At 44.7% G+C, this 25,540-nt stretch carries 21 protein-coding genes and 1 tRNA gene; 3 read left to right on the top strand and 19 right to left on the bottom strand.

All coding sequences use genetic code 11. The features are described from left to right. Positions 1-19: 19 nt before the first annotated feature. The 9 genes from ACYUBO_RS07745 to drmA all read right to left on the bottom strand — a co-directional run bounded on the left by ACYUBO_RS07745 (position 20) and on the right by drmA (position 13,447). On the bottom strand, positions 20-532 hold the full coding sequence (locus ACYUBO_RS07745) for a shikimate kinase (RefSeq protein WP_460373384.1): 513 nt from the start codon (positions 530-532) through the stop codon (positions 20-22). A gap of 397 nt (positions 533-929) precedes the next feature. After that, the gene (locus tag ACYUBO_RS07740) at positions 930-1,889 is read right to left on the bottom strand and encodes a DUF4367 domain-containing protein (RefSeq protein ID WP_460373383.1); all 960 of its coding nucleotides are present in this window, start codon (positions 1,887-1,889) and stop codon (positions 930-932) included. A 618-nt stretch (positions 1,890-2,507) separates the two neighbouring features. After that, entirely contained in the window at positions 2,508-3,311 is an 804-nt protein-coding gene (locus ACYUBO_RS07735) for a hypothetical protein (protein WP_460373382.1), read from the bottom strand. Continuing rightward, positions 3,304-3,906, bottom strand: coding sequence for a hypothetical protein (locus ACYUBO_RS07730; protein ID WP_460373381.1), 603 nt, complete (start codon positions 3,904-3,906; stop codon positions 3,304-3,306). Before ACYUBO_RS07730 ends, ACYUBO_RS07735 begins: the two co-directional genes overlap by 8 nt. Before the next feature lie 235 nt (positions 3,907-4,141). After that, positions 4,142-4,300: a hypothetical protein gene (locus ACYUBO_RS07725; protein WP_460373380.1), complete on the bottom strand. Its 159-nt coding sequence runs from the start codon at positions 4,298-4,300 to the stop codon at positions 4,142-4,144. Beyond that, entirely contained in the window at positions 4,287-7,211 is a 2,925-nt protein-coding gene (locus tag ACYUBO_RS07720; protein WP_460373379.1) for a hypothetical protein, read from the bottom strand. The genes ACYUBO_RS07725 and ACYUBO_RS07720 overlap by 14 nt, the downstream gene beginning before the upstream one ends. Positions 7,212-7,375: 164 nt before the next feature. Further along, on the bottom strand, positions 7,376-7,843 hold the full coding sequence (locus ACYUBO_RS07715) for a phospholipase D-like domain-containing protein (RefSeq protein WP_460373378.1): 468 nt from the start codon (positions 7,841-7,843) through the stop codon (positions 7,376-7,378). A 4-nt stretch (positions 7,844-7,847) separates the two neighbouring features. After that, on the bottom strand, positions 7,848-9,647 hold the full coding sequence (gene drmB, locus ACYUBO_RS07710; RefSeq protein WP_460373377.1) for a DrmB family protein: 1,800 nt from the start codon (positions 9,645-9,647) through the stop codon (positions 7,848-7,850). Between the two features lie 2 nt (positions 9,648-9,649). After that, entirely contained in the window at positions 9,650-13,447 is a 3,798-nt protein-coding gene (drmA, locus tag ACYUBO_RS07705; protein WP_460373376.1) for a DISARM system helicase DrmA, read from the bottom strand. Positions 13,448-13,606: 159 nt separating this feature from the next. Here drmA and ACYUBO_RS07700 point away from each other — a divergent pair, with 159 nt between their 5' ends. Continuing rightward, positions 13,607-14,026: a very short patch repair endonuclease gene (locus ACYUBO_RS07700; RefSeq protein ID WP_460373375.1), complete on the top strand. Its 420-nt coding sequence runs from the start codon at positions 13,607-13,609 to the stop codon at positions 14,024-14,026. Between the two features lie 67 nt (positions 14,027-14,093). On the opposite strand, the gene dcm is transcribed toward ACYUBO_RS07700, so the two are convergent. Further along, positions 14,094-15,359, bottom strand: a complete 1,266-nt coding sequence (gene dcm, locus ACYUBO_RS07695; protein WP_460373374.1) for a DNA cytosine methyltransferase — start codon at positions 15,357-15,359, stop codon at positions 14,094-14,096. A 403-nt stretch (positions 15,360-15,762) separates the two neighbouring features. Here dcm and ACYUBO_RS07690 point away from each other — a divergent pair, with 403 nt between their 5' ends. Continuing rightward, complete coding sequence (locus ACYUBO_RS07690; RefSeq protein WP_460373373.1) at positions 15,763-16,092, top strand: hypothetical protein; 330 nt, start codon at positions 15,763-15,765, stop codon at positions 16,090-16,092. A gap of 154 nt (positions 16,093-16,246) precedes the next feature. Here the strand turns inward: ACYUBO_RS07690 and ACYUBO_RS07685 are convergent, their stop codons facing one another. Next, a complete protein-coding gene (locus ACYUBO_RS07685; protein ID WP_460373372.1) occupies positions 16,247-16,471 on the bottom strand; it encodes a hypothetical protein in 225 nt (74 codons plus the stop codon). A 67-nt stretch (positions 16,472-16,538) separates the two neighbouring features. On the opposite strand from ACYUBO_RS07685, the gene ACYUBO_RS07680 reads away from it, so the two are divergent. Beyond that, complete coding sequence (locus ACYUBO_RS07680; protein ID WP_460373371.1) at positions 16,539-17,846, top strand: hypothetical protein; 1,308 nt, start codon at positions 16,539-16,541, stop codon at positions 17,844-17,846. Between the two features lie 103 nt (positions 17,847-17,949). On the opposite strand, the gene ACYUBO_RS07675 is transcribed toward ACYUBO_RS07680, so the two are convergent. The 8 genes from ACYUBO_RS07675 to ACYUBO_RS07640 all read right to left on the bottom strand — a co-directional run bounded on the left by ACYUBO_RS07675 (position 17,950) and on the right by ACYUBO_RS07640 (position 25,403). Further along, entirely contained in the window at positions 17,950-19,158 is a 1,209-nt protein-coding gene (locus ACYUBO_RS07675) for a C45 family autoproteolytic acyltransferase/hydrolase (RefSeq protein WP_300334458.1), read from the bottom strand. Positions 19,159-19,289: 131 nt separating this feature from the next. Next, a complete protein-coding gene (locus ACYUBO_RS07670) occupies positions 19,290-20,510 on the bottom strand; it encodes a M23 family metallopeptidase (RefSeq protein WP_460373370.1) in 1,221 nt (406 codons plus the stop codon). Positions 20,511-20,691: 181 nt separating this feature from the next. Then, positions 20,692-22,683, bottom strand: coding sequence for an alkyl/aryl-sulfatase (locus tag ACYUBO_RS07665; protein ID WP_460373369.1), 1,992 nt, complete (start codon positions 22,681-22,683; stop codon positions 20,692-20,694). Between the two features lie 348 nt (positions 22,684-23,031). After that, positions 23,032-23,778 carry an SAM-dependent methyltransferase gene (locus ACYUBO_RS07660; protein WP_460373368.1) on the bottom strand — a complete coding sequence of 249 codons (747 nt, stop codon included), beginning with the start codon at positions 23,776-23,778 and terminating at the stop codon, positions 23,032-23,034. Positions 23,779-23,971: 193 nt separating this feature from the next. Continuing rightward, positions 23,972-24,220 carry an AlbA family DNA-binding domain-containing protein gene (locus ACYUBO_RS07655; protein WP_460373367.1) on the bottom strand — a complete coding sequence of 83 codons (249 nt, stop codon included), beginning with the start codon at positions 24,218-24,220 and terminating at the stop codon, positions 23,972-23,974. 415 nt (positions 24,221-24,635) lie between these two features. Continuing rightward, complete coding sequence (locus ACYUBO_RS07650; protein WP_460373366.1) at positions 24,636-24,860, bottom strand: type II toxin-antitoxin system HicA family toxin; 225 nt, start codon at positions 24,858-24,860, stop codon at positions 24,636-24,638. 1 nt (position 24,861) lies between these two features. After that, entirely contained in the window at positions 24,862-25,074 is a 213-nt protein-coding gene (locus tag ACYUBO_RS07645) for a type II toxin-antitoxin system HicB family antitoxin (RefSeq protein ID WP_460373365.1), read from the bottom strand. Positions 25,075-25,318: 244 nt separating this feature from the next. After that, a tRNA-Leu gene (locus ACYUBO_RS07640) sits at positions 25,319-25,403 on the bottom strand. Positions 25,404-25,540 lie beyond the last annotated feature (137 nt).

The raw sequence follows: 25,540 nt of genomic DNA, 5'->3' as shown, positions 1-25,540 counted from the left end.
CTCTCTTTTACGGGTTACTCTACTCCTGCCGGCTGATTGTGATGATGCTCCCTACAACAGATTCGGGGTCTTCATCGGAACACGGTATTGTGTTATCGGCATACTGCTCATAGAGCGGCACCCGGCTGTCATACATCCCGCGGAGAGTCTGGTTCGGCATGAGGACAATTCCCCGTGTGGTGATGTTTCTGATCCTTTTTTCCATCTCTGAAAAGGAGATCTTCAGGTAAACGACCCATCCAAGTGATTTCAGGTGCTCCATCGCCGCCCTGCTCCAGACGACGCTCCCGCCGGTTGCGATCACGGAATTTCGGGGGTGAAGGGAGAGGATCGCCTCCTCCTCGATCTGCCGGAATGCATCGGGGCCGTCTTCATCAAGGATCTCCTGGAGCCTTCTTTCGGTCTGCTGCTGAATCAGGATGTCTGTGTCGATGAACTGCATGCCGAGCGTCTTTGCCAGGATGACGCCGACGGTGCTCTTCCCGGCACCCGGCATGCCGATGAGGATGATGTTTTTGTGGGGGTGGATCATCGCGTATACTCCTCTTTCTTCTTCTCGTCTCTGATATGATAACTGATCGGATGGGGGGGCAGGGGATAGGATTGCGTGGAGGATTTTACTGCTGTAATCCGGGCATGCATCCGGGCAGGGTGGATGCCTGGGTGTCTTTGATGGAGATCGTTCAAACCAGAGTTCTTCATAGGTTAAGTTAGGAAAATGTGTACATCTCCCACATAATTGGTTGCAAAAATGTGTACCGGGTACACGAAATGGCAACTTAACAAGTACACAGGTCATTTCATTGATCTGGTGAATTTGTCAGGTTTCCCTAATCATGTCCTCATAAGAAGCCAACTATCCGGAAATTCCGGATTGTTGCCTCGCCTTTTCACGACCACCTCTGCCACAGGACTCCTGCTATTCATCCTTACAGGCTCACGCTAAACTCCCAGAGACCAATCTGCTCCCGGAACTGCGTAAAGGTTGCATGAAAGATGTTGGCGTCAGAGGGGATGGGATCGGTTCGCCAGAAGATGAGGGTGCCATCCCCCTCCCCCCGGTAGCCAAATGATCCCGTTGTCCGGAGGGGAGTGCTGTTATCCACCCGGAACACGGCAACCGGATCGGGCGATCTGGGCGGGCTGGTTCCGCCGGGGGGCGGATCGATGGTGGGCGAGGCGACAAGATCGACCAGGAAGACCGCCTCGCACCCATCCGGGTTGCATTCGAGCGATACAAAGGTGACGGTGCGGTTGTCTGCCGAGAGTGTCTGGCCGATCTCAAATCTCTTCTCCATCGGGTTTGCCGGAGGCAGGTACTCGTAGGGAGGGTTTGTATCCGGATCATAAGGGGCAGGATGAACAGACTCTGCAATGCTGATCATCTCTTCTGCCGTGAGGGTTCCCGTCAGCCGGAACGTAAGGTTATCCCGGCTCCAGAAGAGCTCGGTCATCTTCCCTACAACCAGGGTGGCCGGTTCGCCAGCGATTGTTGTATCTGCCGGAGCCATGGAAGCCACGGCGCTTCCAATCGGAAATGTTCCCTTATCAAGGGGCTGCTGGTACAGCGTGATCCTCTCGCTGCCCCGCTGGTACCCTACGCTGCGCCAGCCCGTATCTGATGCAGGCGCCCAGGAACCGTCAGTAAAGAGATACCCCTCCGGGAGATAGCCTGGGAGGGCAAGGCAGATCTCCGGATCGAGTGCTCTCTGCATGGAATACAGGGAGGTGAAATAGAGTGGTGTGATCTGGCCTTTTGGCACGGTGCTAATATCCGGATCGCCGTTTTCATCTGCAGGCACAGTGCACCCCGCTGACAGCAGGCAGGCGGCGGTGAGGAGGAGGGTGAGGGGGAGGGTGAGGATCGGAGTGAATTTTTTTCGGGTCATGTGGTTTTTCTCGGGTTTTTGTTGGGTTTTTGGCTATGTTTTGTGGGTTTTTGTTTTGCTTTTTTTCGTGAGTGGTATCAGATATCAGGGGATTGGTGAAAAGATACGATAGTTCTTTTGGGTGAATGGGGTTTGATGGAAATTGTCTGGAAAAAAGGGGTGAGGGGGGGCTGGAACTGCCGGACAACAGGTACTATCGTGTAATTATTGTTACTCAGCAGGTTATAGAAAAAGAGGTTCCACTCTCAGTTCCGGAAAGAACCTCGTCCTTTCATTCTTTCCGTTTCTGCCTCTTCTGTTTGTTTCATGGGTATATAAGAAAGAGCGGCAGGGTGTGAGTGTTTTTTCGATCCGGATGTTATCGTGTTATTGTTGTGAGCAGTACTAGTACAAGAGATCTTTTCCTGTTAGGGAGGGTTTTTTTGGAGGGGTGGGGTTTGGGGGAGGGTTGATCGAAGCCTGCTTGATACTGTCTTGTTTGTATTATCTCCTTTGCGTTGCATCCCAGTTCGTCACAAAGAACTGAATTAATGGCACGCTGAGCGAGAATAGACGATGTATTAAATACTTTAAGTGGTGCTCAATAACTTAATCGAATAATAAGGAGATTCCAGGGAATCATCTCCCAACAAGGCCTCGAATTACACCTCGATATGTTTCTACATCAATCCCTAAATGACGAGCCGCTTTGTCTGATACCTCATCCGTAATAGCAGCGAAACCCGCTCTGCATTCTTGCGGGTATTGAAGATGAATCTCCTGGATGATTTTTTTGTATGGCATTGATGAATGCCATAGAATGGCATAGATATCACAAGCATCTTTTGTAAGTTTGTCGTCCTTTGTCCGATTTTGAATCGATGCAAGTTTGGTTGCTAACAACATAGCTGGAGGCGGTATAAGCAAATTTACTCCTTCGAAATTGACTTCCAAACCAGTCTTCTCATCGAATACGCTTTTTATTATTGGCTCACTCAGAACATCAAACCCAAAAACATCTTTTTGTTTCGGATGAACATTATCAACCATCACATCGATGTATAAATAAAATAAGTCATACAATCCTATTTTTTGAGCGACTTCTTTTGTAATTACTTCTCTGGTATCTCTTTTGATTATCTTGCAATAACGAAAAGCCCCATCCGGGGAATAACCAATGCTTTGAATAACGGCAATTGCTTTAGAAAAAGTACACGCCCTTAAATCTGACTCGCTGCATCCAGGATCTACCTGAAAACATACGTCGATATCTCGTGAGCCTAAATATGAAGCTCCATGTTCATCTTGAAATGATTCATTTACCGTTACGTAAACACCCCAGCCACCAATGAGAACAAAAGGCTCAGGGAGCTGGGCTACAATTTCCTTTAGTGCCGTAAGAGCAGATTCGTATTCAACTCTATCGTATAATTGTTCAGGCATAATAAATCATTTTCATAAGGCGTTCTCCTGCCTCCCCACAATCCGCACCTTCTCGAATTAAATCTACAATAAGCTGTTGAGCTGATACAACCGGCCAACCTTCTACAATTTGTTTCTCAAAAAAAACGTGGTGATCGGAACAAAAAATCTTAACATTCCCTTTTCCCAAATACCCGGATTCCAACAAATAATTATCCCACTGCTCAAATTCATAGTCCTTGATGTATAATTCATACGATCTCGGGAATAAATAGCCTCCAACAAGGTTTTCTGCAAAATAACCCGTAAATGCATAATCCATGTGGGCTTTCCTAAATATGTCCTTGGGATTTTGAATGTTGTATTCTCTGACGTAAATTGGGCCCCTATGTTCGGCCCAGTAGTTGAACATTTTTTCAACCTCAATAATTTGACGATCCTTTAAAATACCCTCTCTTTCTAAATCATTTAGAATTGTATGGACATATGGATAGCTCACTTCTGCTAATTTTGCGACTCTATATCCTGATGGTTTTTTTATTTTATCGCTGAGTAATACTCTATAAACTCGCTCTTGCTTACTTCCAAAATATTGAAAATCTTTTTTATCTATCATTGTTCTTCTTCTCGTAATTGATATATCGTAATTTTTTATTCTACTTAAAATTAACCTATATATCGTAAATTTTTATTCTATTTATATTTAACCTATATATCGCAATTCTGGGACCTCATTCTATTTAGCATATATCCATTATCTAATATCCAGCATCGAGTAATGTATTCGCCAATCAACATTGATGGAGAGGCAAATCCCTCCGACTCACGGCATGTTAGCAGTCGGTTAAAACCTATCCGATGGTTCCAGGATTGATCCATTGATCAACACTCCCATGAGCTGTGACATGGAGATGGCAGCCGGGCACGCTCCCGCCATTGACAATCCCCGCTCTTTCCGCCCGCCCTGCATCTTCATGTGAGCTGTTATTGGCAATTTCATAATAAATCATTATAGTTTTCATAAATATGCATCGACTTGACTGATTTACTCACTATAACACGCTTAATAACAACAGGTATTATTATGTCTGCCCCCGAAATAAAATTGTCAAATTCTTTGGCAAGACCCATTCTAATTTGCTGATATGCACCATCCATTTTGTCTGATGTTTTCTTGAACACTTTGAGTCTGAGATTCTGCATACAAAGAGCAGCAGCATAAATCTCATCGGGATCACAATAATTCGGTATAATTCCTGGAATAATAGAATTAAGTACTTCAAATATTACTCTAAGATCATTTCTTTTGAATGGGTGTTCGGTTCTATAAAGTCGATATGTTCCGGATTCAAGGGTGATTTCCTCATGATGCTTACACCAACCAATCACTGTAGCCAGCTCCTTTGCTGTGATTTCCGCATTTGTAAGTTGTTCTGATACAAAGATAAGGGCAGAATCAAAATCAATTGAAAGTTTTTCTGCTATTATTTCTGTTGCTTTTTCGATCAGATTTATCCATAAAACGGATGTTTCAAAAAGGTTTATAAAACCTCTCCAGCTGTATGGCTCTTTTCTGAATGTTATGCGTTCTCCTTCTCTCATCATAAATTTAAAAAAAATAGCTTTAAAGGAGTAATAAACTCCGGTTTTTCCAAGTATGATTTCAGCACCAGTAAGATCCTTTATTATTAAATTATCTGAACGACGACTGTCTGTTTCAATATCCGAAAAAAAACCATCTTTCCGAATCATAACACTCTGCCCAACTGAGAAAAAAATACCTCGATTTTGGTTGTCGATACAAAGAAATGCTTCATCACCTGGTTCAATGCCACAGACCTCGGGATTCACTTCATCGACTGATCTTTGGACTGGATTCTGTGACTGGGTACTTACGGAGAAACGAATTTCTTCGTCGTCAATATCATCATATATTTCAGCAACTCTTCCGGGTTCCGGTACATCAATGGTATCTAATATCTCCGCAATCAGGGGGGGCATAGTCCTTGTTACATCCGGTAAAAAGAGCGGATGGGCGAATGTCTCCAACAATCTTTTTGAAATTACTTCTTTAATTCCTTCGAGTCCTTTTTTATCACTGATAAAAATAAATTCTTTAACTTCTGACTTTCTGAGGTTGTAGGATAATGAAGGATATTGGGATGAAATGACAAAATGTGGTTTTTCTTTTTCCATAAATGTTTCTTTGTTTTTAAGCCCTTTCCATCCTGTAATATTTATCCTAGGCATTAATTGTTCGTGAATAAGTTCATCATCCCGAATAATCCTTTCCAAACCCTTCACTTCATTAAAATGAACAATAAGAGAAACGTATGCTGTAGGTATTTTTTCGAGAATGTTTTTGGCTGTGTTTAGCATTATTTCCCGCAATGGATTGGCATTTTGTGTTTTATTTGGGAGATAAAGCTCTTCAAACATTTGAGAAAATGTAATAGGAATTCCTTTTGGGATATCTCCGTCATTAGCAGACTCAATAAGATCATTATAAATTATGTTATAGGTTAATTCAAGACCAAAATATCCTTTATGAACAGTCAAACATTTTAAATCTGAATAATCTCTCCCAATGATGTTCAGAGGTGATGCTATTACACGTCTGAGATAAAATCTGATATCCTTTGCAAGTTCTGTATTGATTGTAGTGGTAATTTGGAAGATGATATCAGAAAAATCTGTTAGTTTTTCCGCTTCAATGTACTGAACAGAAAAATTTGATCTCTGTTTTTGCAGATAATCTTTAATTCCGCTAGAGAGAGGAGATGGATAATTATTTTCTGTAGATATTTCACCAATCTTTTTCATTACCTCTGCCGAATCAAGAGTATGTATCTTGCATCCTGCTTCAATAAATGCGTTTTCCGGAGAATTGAGGTGATAAAACTGCCTTTTCTCAGGATCGGTTGAAAATAAAAGGGTGGTATTTACCGGATTTTTTATATATTCAAGCAATGCCCGACTTGAAGATCCATGATATCTAATATCCTGTATAAAAAAATCAGCATTTTCTATAATCAGAAGATCCGGCTGTATCTCCTTTATCAATCTGAATATCTGATTTGGGTCTGATTGTGATGAAATCAGGTGTGTTTTACCGGGGTTGGGATGATCTTCTTCACCAACCAAATAATGAACAGAAGGTTTCAGATAATCCTGACAGCTTACAATTTTATTTTGGTTTGATAATATCTCATACAACCAAATATGATTATAATTCTGTTTGCCGGACCATTGCCTCTCCTCACGCAAATGTAATAACCACTTACCATTTTCAGTATCTATATTTCCTGACTCAAGCTCTGTTTTAGTGTATCCGGAAACTGTTCTTCCGTCCAGTTTGGTAAGTTCTATATCTCTTAGACTTCCAATGCCGTAATCTTGAATAATTTTCTTTTTATGCTCGTTTGCGCACTGTTTAAGTGTTTTTAGGCAAATTGACTCATCTAAATCCCGTGAACCAAAGGATTTGAATTTGATTTTGGTGACAATTCGTCGATAAAAAAGAAGAGTTTTCTCTTTTCTAAAATTATTCATCTCCTTTTTCAGCTCAACAGATGGATCTACAGGTTCATCGATAAATAACGTTTTGGATATTATCTCAGGAAGACAAAGATTGGTGATCTGGTTAGCGTCCTGAATGGCTTTACCATAATCTCCGATGACAACGATATTGGATTTCGAATTTTTTATTTGGTATTCTGAAAGCAGAATGGGAATGAATCTGACTTCTTCCCAAGGCCAAGTAATAAGAAAAACTCCCTGTGGTTTTTCTGCAACCCATTCGATGTATGATTTTTCTATAGTATTTGGTTCAACACACCAAAATAGGGGTATTTTAATTATTTTTTTTGAGGGATGATGGGGATTGAAATTAACAATTGTTCTGTAAGTCTCCTGAAACATTTCTTGATAAGAAAAGTCAATGAGTTGATTAAACTCGGATTTACAATTATTACAAAAGATTCTCCCGTTTTCGTTTAATTGAAAGTAAACGAGATCTGAATGGGATTCAGCATAAGGTTCATGACATGTTGGACAGATAACGCATGAATGATAATATCTTCTCATTATTCCCCAACTTTTTTGATAATTTCAATCACTTTTCCTGCAACTGTTGCATTCTCTATAAGAAAGCCCAGTTCGTAATTATTAATTAATGCCGGATATGTAAGATTTGCCGACCCTGAAAGAACCTTACGTCCATCTGCAACAATAATCTTTGCATGAAGAACTCTTTTTTTTACTTTTTTTATTATTAGATATGGATATTCTTCAGAAAGGGCTAAAATTTTTCTAACTGCATCATTATTTATTATATCCTTTCCATCATCATAAAGATATATTGTAACTCTAACCCCGCGTTCAAGTGCAATTGACAGACCACTTACAACATTCAAATTGGTCAGGACATAGATAGTAAGAATTAGCTCTTTCTCTGCATTTTCAATCAATTCGTTTATTACTGACTTAAAAGATCTAATGCCATATCCTATCCAGTCATCTCCTGTTGCAACGGGTATAACATCTGCTTCCATTGACTCACCTGGTAAAGAGATGTCTGTCAATCCAGAGATTTCTGTGTTCACAAGATGTTTCAGAGACTAGCAGGCAACTGTAACAGGCAGCTCCATTTATACTATCTTCTGATTTTTTAAGATCATCACACAGAGGATCATTTGAGCAAATTTTGATTATATTTTCTGCTTCATGTGTAATCTCTCTAAATTTTTTAATTGTACCTGTCAGCCCTCCCATACCTCCATCTTCACCAGGTGATGTGTTATAGATGAGTATACCTCCGTTTGTACCATCCCGTGACAAATAAACTCGTTCATGTAATGATGCGGATGAATATCCCGTGAAATTTGCGAGAGCTTTTATCAGGGCATGTGAAAGTGTGTGAAGCCATACAAAACCCGGTTCAGCACAAATATCAGTCCATTCTGATTGGCCCGAATACCCTGAAAGTTTGTATTTTTTCCAATCAGAATATGCTTTATTATTAGATATATCAGGAATTTTTCCATCACCTAATGTGATGAAAATCCCCTCTCCAAACCCCTCAAAACCAGGATACCAGTAATGGTCATCCAGATTCACTCCCGTTGAAACGGATATGGCATCATGTTCATTTGCTCCAGATATCATCCGGCGATAACCTGTCTGAACAGTTATGGTTCGAATTTTCTTAACCGGATATACCTTCAGTGAGGGGATAAATGAACCCACAGATTGTGGGAAAAACTCACATTCATCCATAATGAAATTATCCTTGTGTACTCCCGCTCCGGAGAGAAGAGATTCAAATTCTTCATAAATAAGATCAATGAAGGAAGATCCTCCTGAGTGTAGCTGAAGATAAAAAGAAAGAAATTCATTAATCCCGAACCTTTCAATTTCTTCCTGGATTATTTTCATTGCATCCTGTGATATTTGTTGAGAGAGAGAACTTATCAGCCAGCCTGAGAGTTCAGCTTTTTCCATACTATTTCGCATAGCCTCAGGCATATTCAGAAAACTATCGAGAATTGCTGACACAGAGCGTCTCTGCAAAATTTTAGTTAATTGGTTGTCATATTTTGGAATGGTAAGTAATGTAATAGTATCAGGAATCCTCAGTGATGCAGACTGTCGCTGTGTAATTTTCATATTTTTTTTGCAATTTTGATTTCGGTTTGGTTTTGTATAGTATGGAGAATAATTTGATGATGCTGATTCCTTTTCAGGGAAACGACCCGTGCAAAAAAAATCCATTTTATAAATGTCCTGCATTGTCGTTTTTAAATGACATTTTGGACATTCTATCTCTATGTTTGCAAGTGAACTTCCGCTGGTTTTCCAGTAGTAATACTGAGGTTTACAATCCCGACTCTGATGTATGGCATAGTTCCAGTCAACCTCATCAAGATGTCCCGCAGAACAGGCAGCAACAAATCTGACAACTCCAGAATCTTCATCTGTGTGACATAAAGGACATTCTTGCCCAGAATATAGAATCGGAGAATGCTTTTTTACTTTTTTTCTTCCGTAACAGATTTTCCAAATGGGGAATACCTGAGTTGCATATACTCGTGTATTTTGCTTTTTTTCTAGTCCTGCATTTGAAGGGAGTGCAACAATTCTTGCTTTATTCTCTGCATTTGCACTTTTCTGAATATAATTGCATAACCTGACATCATTGATTTCAAACTTTTCGAATGTATCTATACTATAATAATTACCAAGACCTCTCCTAAGATTTGGAATCAGACGCGGACCATTTTTTGTCTCGATAATTGAGCCCGGACCATAAATAAGGACAAACTGCGATCTATTTAAATGCTGAAAATCTCTGCCCATTATTACACCTCAAATGCTGTTGTTTCTTCAATGTCTCTGAGTGATTGCGGTGCATTTTTAAAAACAGTTCGAAGTGATTGTCTTCGTTCATGTGCTGGATCTCCAAGAACCACATGATTTTCAGCTTTTTTGTATTGTGCGTTTTCATAAAACATCAATGGTGTATCTGATCCGATAATTGTGGAACAGTTTTCCCAACGATTATATTGAGATTTTATGAATTCAATAACATCAGGTGTTAAATCACCTCGTTTTATAAAACAGAGATCTAAAAATTTGTTGAAATCATCGTTAGCCGTTGGTTCTTGGACAAGGTGTCCGTCATTTGATGACCAGCTATTCTGTGATGTTGTCATATTTCTTAAAAATGCAACCATTGCCGGACCTGCTGCCCTCTCAAGGCAACCTTCGGAAAATGGTGATACAGAAGCTGGTTCAACCATAAGATTTATTCTGTTATGGTATCCGGTAAAAAGTTCATAGTGGCTAAGATCTCGTGGTCTGCCTGCTTTATAGAATATGGTCACCAATCCACCGTGTTTTCGTCCGACCCGCCCTGTTGCCTGTATATATTGTGCTGTAGTTTTTGGCTGACCATTTACAAGCATTAAGGCAAGATGCGGGATGTCAACTCCCGTTCCAAACATTGATGTTGTAAAAATGGCATCAGGATTATCAGTATATCTCTTTTCTCCGCCCTCTTCAAGTTCTTCAAGAATTTGAGGGATGTCAGTTGAATCAATCCTGCTGGAAAGTTCTACTACTTTTTCGGCATCAAGAATACGGGGATTTCCATTGGAGATTTGGCTGATTCTTTCAACAATGTCCTCCCGATAGAGCGATCGATTTCCCCCAAGTTCGCGAATTGAATTGAAAAACCCGACAAGTGTCCAGAAGTTATTAATGTAGTTATCTTCCTGATGTTCGTATCCAGTCTGAAGAAGTCTTGACCAGATTCTGATAATCGGTGTAAGTGGTCCCATTCCAGGTGCATAAATTCCAAGATATATCTTTCCCGGCTTCTCCTCATCCCAAGCTGTATCAGATTCGGGGAATTTTACAAAAAAACTATCTTTATAACTTAGACCATATGGAGGAAACTGAAATGTATCTCGGTTGAAGAGTTGTTTCACCTGAGAACGTGCATTATTGACTGTTGCAGATGAAGCAATAAATTTTGGTCTGCCTCCTCCATGAATGATTAAACCGTCTATAATGGCTTCATAGAGGCCAAACATACTTCCTAGTGGTCCCTCCATCAGATGTAATTCGTCCTGTACAATCATGTCTGGTGGTTGAAATGAACTAATATCAATAGTATTTTCAGGATTTAGAGCTGATTTCAGGGAATCTGAAGGACAATATTTTTCATCATCTCCTCTAAGATAGCCATAATACTTATTATATCTGGTTACTCCGCCAAACATTGCACCCGCCCGCGGTTCAAAGGCAAGACGTGCCATTTTATCAGCAGTACTGACGATTACTGTTGGGCACCGATGATAAATCTGCTCATCAGTTGTATAAGCTGGAATCGGCATTCTGTTACCGTTAGCAAAGGGCCCTTCAGGAATACAGAATTTCATACCTTCAATTCCCGTATCTTTACCCCATGGACCCGGAACAGCTTCACTCCAATCTCCTAATGTATTTAGATCACATTCGGGATTTGTGCAGTAAATTTCAAAATCCCTGGGTTTTTTACTGGTTCTTGAAGGCTCTGGGGATATAGGGAAATAACCAGGACGTGATGGTCTGAAGGAAGAAACTGAAAACTTCCCTGCTTTTCCCATCTCTCTTACAAATTCATCTAATTGGTTATCCACAATTTTTGATGTAGAAAAGAGAGAAATTTTTAGGGTACAATATCCAGAGGGAAGGTTGTCCTGTACAATAATTGCTGAGGTAACATATTCCGGAAAAATAATACTAGTAATTTGCTCGTTAATCTCATCAATCGGCAAATCAGACTGTATTATCAGAAATATGTTGTTTTTCCCTTCAGAAAGGCCAGCACGGGGAATAGAAAGCCACTCGCCACAAACAGGACACTTAACTATCTGGGCAGGTTCCCCTTCAGTAGTTTTCGACTCTAGAGCTTTAATCGCACCATAATCCCCACGAAGATGATTAGGAGAAACACCTCCACCAACCCACATCCCTGTAGAAAAGCGTGTCAATCCATAGAGCCAAGAATCCTTATACAAGCATTCTGTCGGCCTCCAACCATGAAAGCCGTTCTGTTTCTGAACTCTCAGGTATTCTGCAGCGATTGTCATCATAAGTGTTCTTCTGAACTGTTGCACGGTGAGCAAACGTAAAGTATATCGGGTTATAACAGATACGCCTGCTCCGGACTGATCGTGGGCACAATCGTTTTTTCCATTCAATGCGTTCCTTCTACGCAGAGCTATTGTAAATGCCATCATCGCAAGATATGCTTCTGTTTTCCCTCCACCAGTAGGAACCCAGAGAAGATCAAGAGTGTTTCTGTACTCTGAATCAGGATTATACAACGATTCGATACTTGCTAGAAAAAAAGCAAGTTGAAATGGGCGCCATGTGAAGTCAATGCTAGCATCTGAAGCCTTCTTTCCTTTCTTCCAAGTATTCTGAAGTAATATTACTCTGTTTGCAAAACAAAAAGCAAGTCGGGCATCTTCATTTTCCTTTATACATTTAACACCACTTACAAGTTTTCTAAGCGACAATTCCTGTTCTTTCAATATCTTACTGCTGATAGCGTTCTCATCAAAAATTCCCCGCATTATCTGATTCTTTTGATCCACTATCCATTCATGATAAGATGTAAGAAGTGGCTGAAGAGCCTTATCGATGTCTTTGGGAGTCCATATTTCAGATAACTGACGTGCAGAAAATACTGGTATATTAGTAGTATTTGGAACACTCAAGTCAAATTCTGGAGCAGGTGAAGAATGAAGAGGAATAAATTCAGAACGGACATCACAGTCAATAAACTGTTTTGCTTCTTCAGAATGTGTGCATTCGGGCCAGAGAATGAGAGGATCTATTCTCTTTTGATAATCAACATCTTTCCAAACTGCTGAACACATGTGTCCCCTTGCCATTACCGGAGATTCAGTGTATATATATTCTAATTCTGTTGTGGCCTTTTTATCAGAAAAAATTAATTCTCCATCTTTTTCAATATTGGCTCGTATTGTTGGCTGAAAGAGAGAGGCCTTAGTAAGTTTTTCGCCCTTACATTCTCCAATGGTTAAATTATTAATTAAGCTTAAGATAATATATTTCGAATTTATTTCACGCGAGATTATTTTTATATCAAGTCTAACTTTCCCGTCACTGTTTTCATAAACTATGAACTCTCCGTTCTGAAGATCTTCGGGTTTAAGATGAATTACTTTTAAATATGGACATCTTTTCCATGAAGTGTGTTCCTTTTCTTTATCTATGCCCTCTGAGTCATCCTCAGAGATTACAGGAAAATATCTGGCCCATGAAACACACACAGATAATTCCGGATTCATTCCTGAAAGAGTAAATGAAATGCCAAATGATTTGGGTTTCATCTGAGGATCAAGCTCACTTGGAACAACATAAACTGAATCAACAATATCTACAGTATCTTCAGAAAACTTCTCCTCCGATCCCTCTCGAACTTGCTCAGAATCTGGAGATATTTCCACCTTTTTACAGGTTTTTGGAATTATGACTCCTGTAATATATTCAGTGAATGGATTCGAATAAAGACTCTCTTCTCTTCCAAATTTTGGGCCACGTAATTCTTTTATAAGTTCAGAAATGTATTCATCCCGCATATTTATCCCCGATGAAAAATCATTATTTTATATAACGATAAGACTTGTTATTTACATGAATGCAACTATATTTGGGAAAAAAACCTCTTATTTAGGAAATTAATAATTCTGGTTCAAGTTATTCAAATGAAACAACCTGTTAAACAATATTTTATTATCATGACAGATATCCACACTCCTGAGCAAAGAAGCAGAAATATGTCCGCTATTCGTGGAAAAGATACTAAACCTGAATTAATTATTCGGAGTTTACTTTACTCTAGAGGAGTCCGGGGCTATCGTATCCACTATGATCTCCCTGGAAAGCCGGATCTTGTCTTTATAAAAATGAAGGTAGCAATTTTCATTGATGGTTGTTTCTGGCATAAATGTCCACAGTGTTTCAGGGAACCACAGAAGAACCGGGATTTCTGGATGGAAAAAATAAACGGAAATTTCGAACGTGATTTGCGGGTCAATGCAGAGCTTTCAGGAGATGGCTGGACTGTCCTGAGGTTCTGGGAACATGATGTGAGAAATGATCCCGAATCAATTGTGAACAGTATTGCTGGAACTATTCAGAAAACAAAACATAGATGATGCCCACAAAGGCAACAGATATTCAGGATGAAAATGATGGTTGTTCCCATGCATATAAAAGTGAGTATTATCTTAGCATTTGTCTGATCTTTGCGGCTATACCCTCAGCCATTAGTGGTGGAACTGCATTGCCAATCTGGGTATATTTTGCTAAACGCGATCCTTCGAAGTAATAATCATCGGGGAACGACTGTAGCCGTGCTGCTTCACGAACTGTTAATGAGCGGGCCTGCTTAATATCCGGGTGGATGAAATAATGCCCATCCTTTGCAAGATGAGCCACAACAGCATGGGAATGACCATTACCGTTTACCACCTTATAACGGTCTATGAATACCTCCTTGTTTTTATGCCCCTGAAGTTGTTCCGGCAACTCGTTGTATTTCAGGCGGGTTCCTTTCCCCCTGTTCCACTGCTCAATTGCCAAACGATATATCTCTCTGTCCCGGTCATTGTGAAACCTCGCTGCGTGATGACGGACTCCGCCAAATCCGTTTCTGATCTTTGCATTACGTGTATATTCATAAGCATCTCTGGTATAGGGAAGAAAAATATCCTTATTATCCCGTATTGCCTGTTGCTCCGGAAGATCGTTTAGGAGATCCCAGACCTGCCCTTTCAGGGGTAATTGTTCGAATTCTGGGTAAGAGTGATTCCTTTCTTCCTTCCATCCGATAATGACGATGCGGTTCCGATTTTGTAAAACCCCAAAGATGCTGGCATTGAGTATTTTTGGTTTTGGGTCGATATAGTATCCGGCTGCTTTACACTGTTCAAGAATATCCGGAAAGATGGTTTTGTCTCTCGCACTCATTATACCTGGAACATTCTCAAAGACGAACAATTCCGGTTCAAAAGCCCTTAGGAAACTGATATAGTGCCGATAGAGGTAATTCCTTGGATCGTCCTTCATCCCATTCAGATCCCGCCCCCTTCCGACCAATGAATAAGCCTGACAGGGAGGTCCGCCAATAACAACATCTACTGTATCTCTGTCGTATCGATCAAATAGATTCTTTTTAATCAATTCAATCATTCTATTTTCACATTCGTTGTTTATCTCATTGTTAATAACAGACTCTGTCCCAGCACCTGTCTCCTTTGCTCTGGCAAAGAATTCCTCACGACTTATTGTTCCCTTGTAGTAATCAGCGTAGATGTCCTGTTCTTTATTCTGCTTGAGATCATGATAGCATAGGCGTGTTTTAAGAGTTTCTGCTGCATCTTTATTCATTTCAATATGTGCGGCGAAATCAAATCCCTGCCTGACAAATCCCTCAGTAAGGCCACCACCCCCGGAGAACATATCAAGAGCAAGATAACGTTTTTTCATTGGACACTCGTTTTTATATAATCTATCAGTTGAAACGTATTAATTAATTCTTTTTGATGTTTTTATGAAATAGTTTCTTCTCAACCACCCTGACTTTTATAGCCACTCAGAAATCTGATAAAATTGGACTTACATGCCTCTATATTGATATTTATAACCTGAAATTAAATTCTCTCTTGCTACTATGGTTTTTCAATTCTCTGAAGAGGACCTTTTTATTCTGAATATCCTCTATAAACGGAGGAATCTCAGTCCTAATCGAGGATTTCACTCTTAAAAAATTAAGCGCTTCGCATAAGTGCAAAATATTTTTATCATATGTGATAAAATAAGTTATCACTTCACTCTGCTGTGGGTGGAAGTTGCTATCATAAATAACGATGATCCGAAAAACGTGATACATATGCCCCGTCCATTTGAAGGAGTCTTTGGAAATACCTGTGAACTGCGGCTGCTTGAATTCCTGCTGCCGCTCGAGGGTATGGAATTCAATGTCACTGAACTCTCGGAAGAAGTTGGTGTCAGCCGGGTGACGGCTGGCAGAGTGGTGAAGAAGTTTGTTGCATGGGGAATCCTCAATGCCAATATGAGGAAGATTCCCCGGTATTCGATCAATTCGTCCTCACCGATAGTCCGGGCCGTCGAGAGCATGAACAATGCATTGATCAGCCGGATCATTGCTGAAGAAAAAGAGGAGGAGGAAAAACTGGTTTTTCCCCTCCCGAAGAATTGATCACTCTGAATGTGTCATTGTCAAAAGTGGAACAGCCTGTGCCACTTTTTGGTTTTTGTCAGCGGCAGGCAGAATGTCAATGGCGGTCTCAAAATGCACAGACGTGGCGGTCGAAACGTGCTCACCTGCCGCCTCTCTACACCATTTACACCAATTACACCCTCGACATCAGATCTATCCCAAACTGCGTGAGGGCTCCGATCAGTATTCCATAGGCGAAAATGTTGGCAGCTGCCTCCAGTAGGGCTCGCCTATGAGGATGATCCCGTTTGGGCGGAGGCTCGTCCCGGAACTGAATGCCGGAGAAACCCTCTTCTGATGTTTTCGTGTCGATGAGTGCCTGATCCGCCTCTCCTCTCACCTCAAACGACTTGTTCATGTGGGGGTATCCTTCCGCACCGGGGAAAGATGCACCTATATTAGCAATCGTAACGAAACCATCCTTGATGGAACTTCCCTACCTGAACAAATTCATAAGACCCAATAAGGAAGATCTCCCGGAGATCTCGCGTGAGGAGTTTTTTCAGAATCTCAGATCATCCCGGGCTGAAGCGGAAGAGATCTGCAGCAACGCAGAAGACGATCTGAAACGCCTCGATGAGACGAAATGGAGCCTTAAATATACCTCGCTCATCCTCGGGGCGGCGCTCGTAATCAACCTGGGGCTCATGTTTGCATTCACCTGGAAGTTCTACCTGTACTGGATTATGGCGTCCTTCACATTCCTGATGGTGAACCCCTTCCTCACCATGCTTCCGACCGATATGGCAGACTTAAAGATGTATATAGGGTACATCAGGGAACTCAAAGTCAGGGAACTCACAGTGCGTGAGAGAAAGAGCCGGGACGGGATCGCAGGCGAAGAGACCTCGGGAAAAGAGGCTTCGGGAAAAGAGACCTCCGGAAAAAGCAGCATCGGTATTGCCGACACAACCGAGACGATCAAAGGGCTTACCCGGCAGAGGAACTACCTCCTCGAACTCGGCTGGAACCTCTTCTTCATCAACTGCCAGCCGCTGGCACCGGGCTTTCTCATGCTCTTTGCCCTCTCCGCTGCTTTTGCACTCGCAGGCTGGGCAGTCTTCGGCCAGTTCGAGGCGTTCTCCTCCATCATCATCACCGTCCAGTCCATTGCATTAATCGTGTTCTATATCGCGATTGTGCATGTGAAGCCGTATTCCAGTGGCTTTTTCTCGGAAGTGCTCGGCATCCATTCCACCTTCAAAGAGCATTATGAAGAAGCCTGGAGCAAGGGACTGAAATTCGCACTCACCGCCGCTGTCCTGATCACCGTCACGGGTATACTTCTCATAGCAGCGCTCGTCCTCCCCGGGATCACCTACGGCAGTTTCACATCTGCCGAAGCCGATGTCCACATCAACATAGGGATCTTTGCCCTGATCTTCCTTTCGCAGATGATTGCGGTTCGGCATTTTCAGGGGAGATACAGCAGGACGCTCGCGGAAACCCTCTTGAAATCGAAGATCGTGGCTATCCGGGAGGAGATCCTCCCGGCCATCTCAACCCTCGAGACGGCACCCGCAGATGAGGGCGTAACCCCGCAGATGAAGGGCAGTTTAGAGAAGATCGGGATCGATCTCATCCGGCACCGGATGCTGAAGATCGACTACAGGTCGTTATTCGGGTACTTCCCGGTTTGCCTGATTAACCCGGACATCGGTGCCGTGATGAGCATCTCCGGCAAGAAGGACAGCAGCCGAACCGGGATACAGGAAGACAGAGCGGCGGAGTGACCACCTGATCCCAAAGCTTTCACCCATTTTTATCATTCCCGCCGATCCCGATGGAAATCGCGGAGATGGAATAGCATCTTCAGCGATTCCTCTCCCGGTGAGATCATACTGAGAAGAGGTTTCCGAGGTCCACCTTCTGCCAGTCCCGGTCCACGACCTTCATCCAGAGCATTCGGGTCTCCGGGACATAGACCACCTGATGTTCCGATGAGTACAGCATACCCCCGAGCATGCTGTGCCGGAAGGTCGCGCCGCACTCCTCAACCTGCACGTCGCGGATCGCGACCATCCGTTCCCCGTCGATAGAACCCCGGTTCTCCTCGGCAAGGCGGAGCAGGTTGGCATACCGCGAGGTCGAGTGTTCTGCAGGTGGAGCCGCAAGCCGCCATGACGGGTCTACAAAGTGGTTTGCGGCTGCAATCACGCCAGCCCCCTCGCGCTGCTTGATATCGTACACCGTCTCCTCATAGGAGTAGGCACGATCCGGCCCGGCCGCATTTACGATCCATGCGGTGTTTGCACGGGTGCTCATGATCCCGGCGTCAAGTTCATCCATATCAGAGTAATCGAGCATCATCCGGAAGAACTCCCCGATCAGGTCAGGTCTGCCGGCGATCTCGATTTCGCCTCCTGAATCCGCAGCGTTATCATCGGCGATAAAGAGTCCGGCGCTGTTCATCAGGGTTTCGGGACGTGCCCCTGCCGGGCCGAAGGTCGCGACACCATTGCTCCCGTCAGTCGGGTTGTAGATTGTGAGTGTGTAGTAGGGGTAGAATACCGAGAAGACATCGGGAAGATCGTAGTTCCGGGAGAGTACGACCGAACCGTCCGGGGTGTAGTCGCCCCATACTGCCATGAACGAGCATCCTGCCTTCGCACCAAAGGTCGTGAGATAGACGATCGGTCCCTGATAGAGAATATTGACCTCATCAACGGAAAGATCTGACATCTCCGCGATGCCTGCCCGTATCTCCTTCATCCGTTTCGCCTGGAATGCCGTTGCTGTTTGAGCATATTCACTCACTTCTGCCTCGGTGTATCCCGATGCCGTGAAGTGGGAGCGGAGCATGGCATACTCTTCCCTGAGTTCATCCTTCATCAGGGCGCCGAACTGCTGTCCCATCTCCCGGTAGGTGCCGGAGAGGACGACGACGTGATACGATCCCGCCTCGTAGCGTATGCCGTTGCCGAATACGGCAACCTTTTTCAGCCCGATATCAGTATCAGCACCATCCGCATTCTCCGGGGTGAGCATGATTGCCATCGCCGGAGCAACCAGCGCAAGAACAATAAAAATGTAAAGGATTCTCATGAGATACTCTCCACTCCTATGAAAATAAACATATAATGCTGTTGTAATGCTCCATAAACAATGAAGTTTGTGGTGAAGAACCCGGATCCCGAATTGAAAGAACGGATATTCCCCAATCTCCCTCAAAAAAGTTAGAAAAGCCGGATCACATTATGATTATCCGGCAGCATCGCCTCACGGGGGATGGGCGTCTCATACCATGCTATAAAGTCGGGATACTCTTCCCAGAACTGAAGGCCGGAGAAATCCTCCTGCGAGGTTTTCGTATCGATGAGTGCCTGGTCCGCCTTTCCTATTGACTCAAACGACCGGTACACGTGGGGGTATCCTTCCGCACCGAGGAAGGACGGGGTGCCGGTCACGATCTGGAAGTGGAGGTGCGGCACATCTGAGTTCCCGCTGTTCCCGACAAGGCCGATCACCTGCCCCTCTTTCACCATATCGCCCTTCTGCACCGTAAGTGATCCGGGGATCAGGTGGCCGTAGCAGGCATACTTATCATTCCCGAGATCGAGGATGACATAGTTGCCGGCTGCGGTCGTGATGTCGGCAGGAGGGGTGGAGTAGATGGTCGGGATGTCCGGCAGCCCGTCGAGCGTGTCTGCAACGGTTGCGTCTGCGACTGCATAGAGCTCCTTTCCGTATCCATACCAGCTGTGAATGTCTGTTATGTTCTCAGAGGCAAGGCGGCCCGTCTCCGGATCGATCCCGATCAGATCCTGTGCGTACCGCTGCGGAACCCGTGTTGCTCCGTTTGTTGTAATCTGTGCAAGGAAGTGGTGGGTATATGGATACGTGGTCTCGATGATCAGCCATCCGGGACCGCGGACCGGGGAGGCGATCACAATCGGCTCACGATCCTTCCTTACTGCCACCTCCCCGCCTTCAAGGATGGCCGGGGGGAGCCCGTCTGCATTCCGGTCCAGGGTGACCCGGTGGATGAGCCGGTCCGGGACAGATTCCGGGTTCACGACGAGCCAGACAGAGACCCGCGACATCGGCATCTTGCTGGTGAATGTATCAATCTCCTCCCGGGTTGGCGGTGGAGAGGATGCCGGATGCCAGAGCTGGTCGAGATCATCACCCTCAAGGGTTATCAGTACAGCACCGGTCCTGGGATCGATCACCTCGACCTTTTCAGGTGTGAACGTCTCATTACCGGATGGGTGGAATTCGAGTTCATAGGCAAGGTTCATCCCCCCGCTGCTCATGACCGGGATGGGTTCAACAGGAACGGTCATGGTAATCTCCGGGGCAGCGGGTGCTGGCGCTTCACCGGATCCGGTACAGCCCGAAGCCAGGAGGGTGCAGACAATAATCGCGAGTGTGAGAAGGAATGGAATATGTTTCATGGTGGGATCATCTCCGGATGCGATAATCACACCTCACAGTATTTGGCACTTGTGGCATCTCTCTGAGAAGTGGCTGACAGGCCCTGATTTTCCCTGTAGAGAACCACGTGCTCTGTTCCGGAGTGATCAACACTTTCTATCCGGCTCTTTCTCCGTAGGTAAAAGATTTTGTATATTGAGTTTATGGGAGGACGATAGGGAAATCCGGGGTGAAGGTATCAAACATGCCCATCAGACGGATAAACGAATCCACATCTCCTGAGACCGTGGCAAAACGCATCAGATTCTCTTTCGAAGGCCTGCCCTGGAGCAGATACCTTTTCATTGCAGTTTTTTCGCCTGAAATAGTCACACCAGCATTTTCATCAAACGTCTCCATCCATGCATGGAGGACACAGTTCTTCAGATGAACAACCGCTATAGTATTGCCCTCCGGAGATTCCATGATGATATTAACCCGAACGTTTTCCCCATCGGCTCTCTCCGGATTCAGCCGTATTGCAAGATATTCAAAGATCTGATCAGGAGACAGTGCCGACAGCAATCCCAATGCCGGGGCCGCTCCATGGGTGCTGGTATCTTCTGCCTCCGATTCACCGGTACTCCTGAGCTCCCGGGCTGCCGTCAGATAGGCATTTCTGTACGGGCCTGAGACCGACTGGTATCCAAGTTGCTCAAGTGCATCGGCCTGGATAGTTCTTGCCTCCATGTTTGTCGGGTCTGAGTAGACAATGTAGCCGGCAATCGTTGCCACCTCCTGATACATTCCCTTCTGATAATCCTCTCTGAGCCTGGGTATTACTGCATCTGCCCCACCCATATACTCAACCAGCACCGAGGAGAACAAAACAGGATCGGGATTGTTCAGATGTGTTGGGTTTCCATCGTAGAATCCCAGGTATTTCTGATATACGGCCTTTGCTGCGAACTGGACCGTCCCATAAAACTCGTGTGTGTATCCATACTTCCTCAGGGAATCAGGCAGAGTGATCATATGAGCGATTTCATCCATCGTATATCCCTGATTGATGAGGTGCAGTGTCTGATCGTGGATATACCTGTACATGTCTCGCTGTATCTCAAGCGTTTCAACAACAGCCTCGTTACCAAAACGCGGCCAGTTGTGCGAGGTAAACATCACCCCGGCCTCCCCTCCATAGAGCTGGCGGGCTTCATCGAGGTACCGTGACCAGGAAAGCGGGTCCCGTACCTGGGCACCACGGATAGTCAGAATATTATGGAGTGTTCCAACGCAGTTTTCCGCCATACAGAGCGCTTTCTCCTGCGGGAACCAGATATTCATCTCCACCGGGGCTTCGGTTTCGGGCGTCAGCTGGAACACCATCTCCACACCGTCGACCGTCACAGTCTGTCCTGTATGGGTAATATCATGCGTCGGAGGGATAAAAGTCATACTTCCGTGGGCCATCATCGTCCCGATTCCCGAATCCACATAGCCTTTTTCGTCAACCGGAAGCGTCAAACCGAACATGTATATCGAACGGCGCTTCATTGCAGTTCCGGCGTACACATTTTCGCTGACAAGGTGCTCCATGAACCCCTCAGGGGCGATGACGATGACCTCACGTGAGTCGACCTTCTCCTGAGTGGTGACCCCTCCAACACCGAGACAGTGATCCGCGTGGGGATGCGTGTAGATTACTGCCTTTACCGGATATTCGCCGAGCGTTTCGGTGACGAGATCCAGAGCCGCCCCTGCGCTCTCGGTACAGCCCAGCGGATCGATAATGATCCAGCCGGTCTCTCCTTTGATAAGGCTCATCACGGAGATATCGTATCCGCGTACCTGGTAGATGGAATCAGTAACCTGAAAGAGCCCGTGAATGCTGTTCAGCCTCGCCTGTTCGTACAGGGCAGCATTAACTGTCACGGGTGCGGTGTTGTTTTGGAGATAAAAGAGCCCGGTTACGTCCAGAACCGGTTTGCCAGCCGCGTTGAGAATGATCCGCGAGTCCGGTGCTGCGAGAAGTCCGCGGTTTGCATACTCAATATCATCGTTTAGATTCTGCCAGGTTTTAGTAAGATCTTCAGCTGTATTGATGGCACGGGTGTATGAGGTTGCGTCATTTCTGGGATCTTCTGCTACAACCGGGGAAGCTATGAGAAGAAGAGCACAAAGGCAAAGCAGCAGACGTGTGTTCAGGTTTTTCATAGATTAAATGAATAAATCATCATAGATAAGGAGGCTGTTTCCCCAGCCTCAAATTATCATTCCTGGGAACAATATTCACCACTTATCATCTTTATCTTCAGCCTGACATTCAACTCTACCTCAATTTGTTCTCCTGGTTTATTCCTCAATCATTGCTGAAGAAAAGGAGGAGGAGCAAGCTATCGATATGCTCATAAAAAAGCGCAAGGCGACCCATGATCTTCTGGCAAAATAGCTACAGGCAATAAAATAATGTGAGAGACCAGATTCGACCTGCCAACCCTGTTCCTACAGCAGCAGATCAAACAACCGCACTCGCCCGCCTCTCACCTTGCCGTGCCTCCTCAATCACCTCGCCATCAGGGCGAAGACACCCCAGCCAACATATTCTCTCGTATAGGCGGCGTAGCGTTTTGGCTCCGAGGTCAGCATGGCCCTGACTTCCGGTGCGAAGCCGTCCTCTGGATTTGCTTCGAGCCATCGGCGCATGGTGAGCCACTTGGCAGCCTCATACCTGTCCCAGCCATCCTGGTTCGCCAGAACCATCTCTACAACGTCGTATCCGAGCGTGTCGAAAGACCCGAGAAGTTCCGGGAGCATGAGGAAATCGGAGATGGAGTTCGCATCGCATTCCCTGGCAACGTCCTCTGTTGGCGGCAGCTGCCTCCAGTAGGGCTCGCCGATGAGGATGATCCCTTTGGAGCGGAGGCTCTTTGCCAGAAGATCGATGGTTCCGGCGAATCCCCCGCCAATCCAGGTGGCGCCGATACAGGCTGCCAGATCGACCTTTTCGTCGGCGATGTAGCCGGCAGCGTCGCCGTGAATGAAGCGAACCCGATCGGCGACACCGAGCTCTTCAGCACGGAGTTTCGCCTGTTCGGTGAACAGCGGGCTCATATCGATGCCGACACCGGTGATTCCAAAATCGCGTGCCCAGGTGCAGAGCATCTCGCCCGAACCACTGCCGAGATCGAGCAGGCGGGCCCCCGGCTCCAAGCGTAACGCTCTGCCGAGAGTGGCGTATTTCTCTGGTGTGAACGGGTTATGGATTCGGTGAGCGCTTTCTGAAATAGTAAAGATACGTGGTATATCCAATGTAAAAAACTCCTTTTACTAATTTAGGTAATAGCCGGATTATATCCTTCGTGGCTGTCATTGATATGGGTTTAAGACAATTATCTGGGTGAGGGTGAGGTGAACACGCCAGATATCAGACACCCCAAAAACAGAAGATGTCCGATAATGTCCGATAAATGTCCGTTATCTTGCAAGATATACTCTCGACCCATCAGGCTTTCCCGGGACGTGGCCTGGTTAAAACGTATTTTCTGCCCTTTTTCGCACCGAATGCTTCCAGCAAGCCACGATTGACGAGATCGAGAAGATCACGGTACCGGGTCTTCTCCGATACCTCCGGCACAATCGATGCATAGTCCATAGCAGTTATACCGCCGTTTGTATTTGCAAATGCACAGAGGGTCTTGAGATACTCGTCCTTCCAGGACTCCTTGAATTCAATGTTCTGGCTCTCGATCATGGTGAATGTGGCTGACTACTACATCGACGGGCACTCTCTTATAGGCTTCTCGCCGACCGGGGCGAGGAGCTAGGAGGTTTCCGGTTGCTGATACTGTCTGCTCTCTTCATATTTGAGCCTGGACGCTCGATAAAACAGATCCAGAGATATGTCCCGCACCGGGCATGCCACAACATTCACAAAATGGTTTTTGGTTATTCAAGGCAACCAATTTCCATAGTAGCGGTGTTGCCACAGATAAATGCGAGAGGCCGGATTCGAACCGATAGATCTTCAGGGGTTTGGATCTTATGTCTATTGCATTCACAGAGAGATTGTTATCACGCGGATGGATGTGGTTATTGGGAAAAAAATTGTTTAGAAGCTTCCTGATTATATAATTCTACCCGCATTTGTTCATTTCAGGTTTTTACGCTTATAATAATTGTATGAACTCGTCTTTTGTGAGCCCCGCCTGTCTGATGATGCTTTGTATCGTTCCTTTTGAAATTTCCTTGTGGTTTGGAATAGTAAGCCTTCGATGAGGTTCTTTTTCCTGTCTGAGGATAATATGGCTACCTGTTTGATGGTCAACAGAGTAGCCTATCTTATTAAGTGCCTTTATTACTTCAAGATAAGACAATATTGGCAATTTAGGCATATCAGGCGGTTATCTCTACAGTTTCTTCATATATTGAAGGGGGAATTGGCTCATTATGCTTCTTGAGGCTTGCCAGGTACCCTGTTGCAGCATCGTGTATATTTTCAAGGGCTTCGGCTCTGGTTTTCCCCTGGGATATACAACCCGGAAGGGACGGACATTCGGCGACAAAGATCCCATCTTCGTCGACTTCAATGATCACTCTGAATTTCATATGACCTTATCTCACCAATTTGATAATTTAGGTACGGACCGCTCATCTTATTCGGTAATGTAGTATTGCGATTTCTGAAATATAAAATCTGTTCTATGAACACTCACCTTTTCTGAGGATTATACATACGTTCTCGTTCAGGGAACAGGTTCTAATCGTCATCCTGGATGAGTAATCCTGAAAGAGATGGCAGATAAACCTGAGCTAATTGATTCTGTCAGTTCAGTGAAAAAAATGAGATGTATGCGAGAGGCCGGATTCGAACCGGCGGACCCCTGCGGGATCGGATCTTAAGTCCGACGCCGTTGGCCGGGCTTGGCTACCCTCGCGCCGTAACATATTGTGCCGTCCATCCAGAAAAAGTATTGGAAGATTATCGGGGTGTTCGTCCCGGTTGATACCTGTCTGATACCTTATTTCTTCTCAATCCGCTTAGCCCCGATCCCGGACTCAAAGACCTTCTGCA

Source organism: Methanocalculus sp. MC3 (genome assembly GCF_054767395.1).
Note: the sequence above shows the minus strand (reverse complement) of the source record. Positions and strands in the feature narration are given on the sequence as shown.

What these genes read in the sequence shown, in the direction of transcription:
- ACYUBO_RS07645 (WP_460373365.1), bottom strand. Translation starts at nt 25,074, where the DNA reads ATGAAATTCAGAGTGATCATTGAAGTCGACGAAGATGGGATCTTTGTC.
- drmA (WP_460373376.1), bottom strand. Translation starts at nt 13,447, where the DNA reads ATGCGGGATGAATACATTTCTGAACTTATAAAAGAATTACGTGGCCCA.
- ACYUBO_RS07700 (WP_460373375.1), top strand. Translation starts at nt 13,607, where the DNA reads ATGACAGATATCCACACTCCTGAGCAAAGAAGCAGAAATATGTCCGCT.
- ACYUBO_RS07725 (WP_460373380.1), bottom strand. Translation starts at nt 4,300, where the DNA reads ATGATTTATTATGAAATTGCCAATAACAGCTCACATGAAGATGCAGGG.
- dcm (WP_460373374.1), bottom strand. Translation starts at nt 15,359, where the DNA reads ATGAAAAAACGTTATCTTGCTCTTGATATGTTCTCCGGGGGTGGTGGC.
- ACYUBO_RS07715 (WP_460373378.1), bottom strand. Translation starts at nt 7,843, where the DNA reads ATGGAAGCAGATGTTATACCCGTTGCAACAGGAGATGACTGGATAGGA.
- ACYUBO_RS07730 (WP_460373381.1), bottom strand. Translation starts at nt 3,906, where the DNA reads ATGATAGATAAAAAAGATTTTCAATATTTTGGAAGTAAGCAAGAGCGA.
- ACYUBO_RS07690 (WP_460373373.1), top strand. Translation starts at nt 15,763, where the DNA reads ATGCCCCGTCCATTTGAAGGAGTCTTTGGAAATACCTGTGAACTGCGG.
- ACYUBO_RS07685 (WP_460373372.1), bottom strand. Translation starts at nt 16,471, where the DNA reads ATGAACAAGTCGTTTGAGGTGAGAGGAGAGGCGGATCAGGCACTCATC.
- ACYUBO_RS07745 (WP_460373384.1), bottom strand. Translation starts at nt 532, where the DNA reads ATGATCCACCCCCACAAAAACATCATCCTCATCGGCATGCCGGGTGCC.
- ACYUBO_RS07735 (WP_460373382.1), bottom strand. Translation starts at nt 3,311, where the DNA reads ATGCCTGAACAATTATACGATAGAGTTGAATACGAATCTGCTCTTACG.
- ACYUBO_RS07675 (WP_300334458.1), bottom strand. Translation starts at nt 19,158, where the DNA reads ATGAGAATCCTTTACATTTTTATTGTTCTTGCGCTGGTTGCTCCGGCG.
- ACYUBO_RS07740 (WP_460373383.1), bottom strand. Translation starts at nt 1,889, where the DNA reads ATGACCCGAAAAAAATTCACTCCGATCCTCACCCTCCCCCTCACCCTC.
- ACYUBO_RS07670 (WP_460373370.1), bottom strand. Translation starts at nt 20,510, where the DNA reads ATGAAACATATTCCATTCCTTCTCACACTCGCGATTATTGTCTGCACC.
- drmB (WP_460373377.1), bottom strand. Translation starts at nt 9,647, where the DNA reads ATGGGCAGAGATTTTCAGCATTTAAATAGATCGCAGTTTGTCCTTATT.
- ACYUBO_RS07720 (WP_460373379.1), bottom strand. Translation starts at nt 7,211, where the DNA reads ATGTTTCAGGAGACTTACAGAACAATTGTTAATTTCAATCCCCATCAT.
- ACYUBO_RS07650 (WP_460373366.1), bottom strand. Translation starts at nt 24,860, where the DNA reads ATGCCTAAATTGCCAATATTGTCTTATCTTGAAGTAATAAAGGCACTT.
- ACYUBO_RS07665 (WP_460373369.1), bottom strand. Translation starts at nt 22,683, where the DNA reads ATGAAAAACCTGAACACACGTCTGCTGCTTTGCCTTTGTGCTCTTCTT.
- ACYUBO_RS07680 (WP_460373371.1), top strand. Translation starts at nt 16,539, where the DNA reads ATGGAACTTCCCTACCTGAACAAATTCATAAGACCCAATAAGGAAGAT.
- ACYUBO_RS07655 (WP_460373367.1), bottom strand. Translation starts at nt 24,220, where the DNA reads ATGATCGAGAGCCAGAACATTGAATTCAAGGAGTCCTGGAAGGACGAG.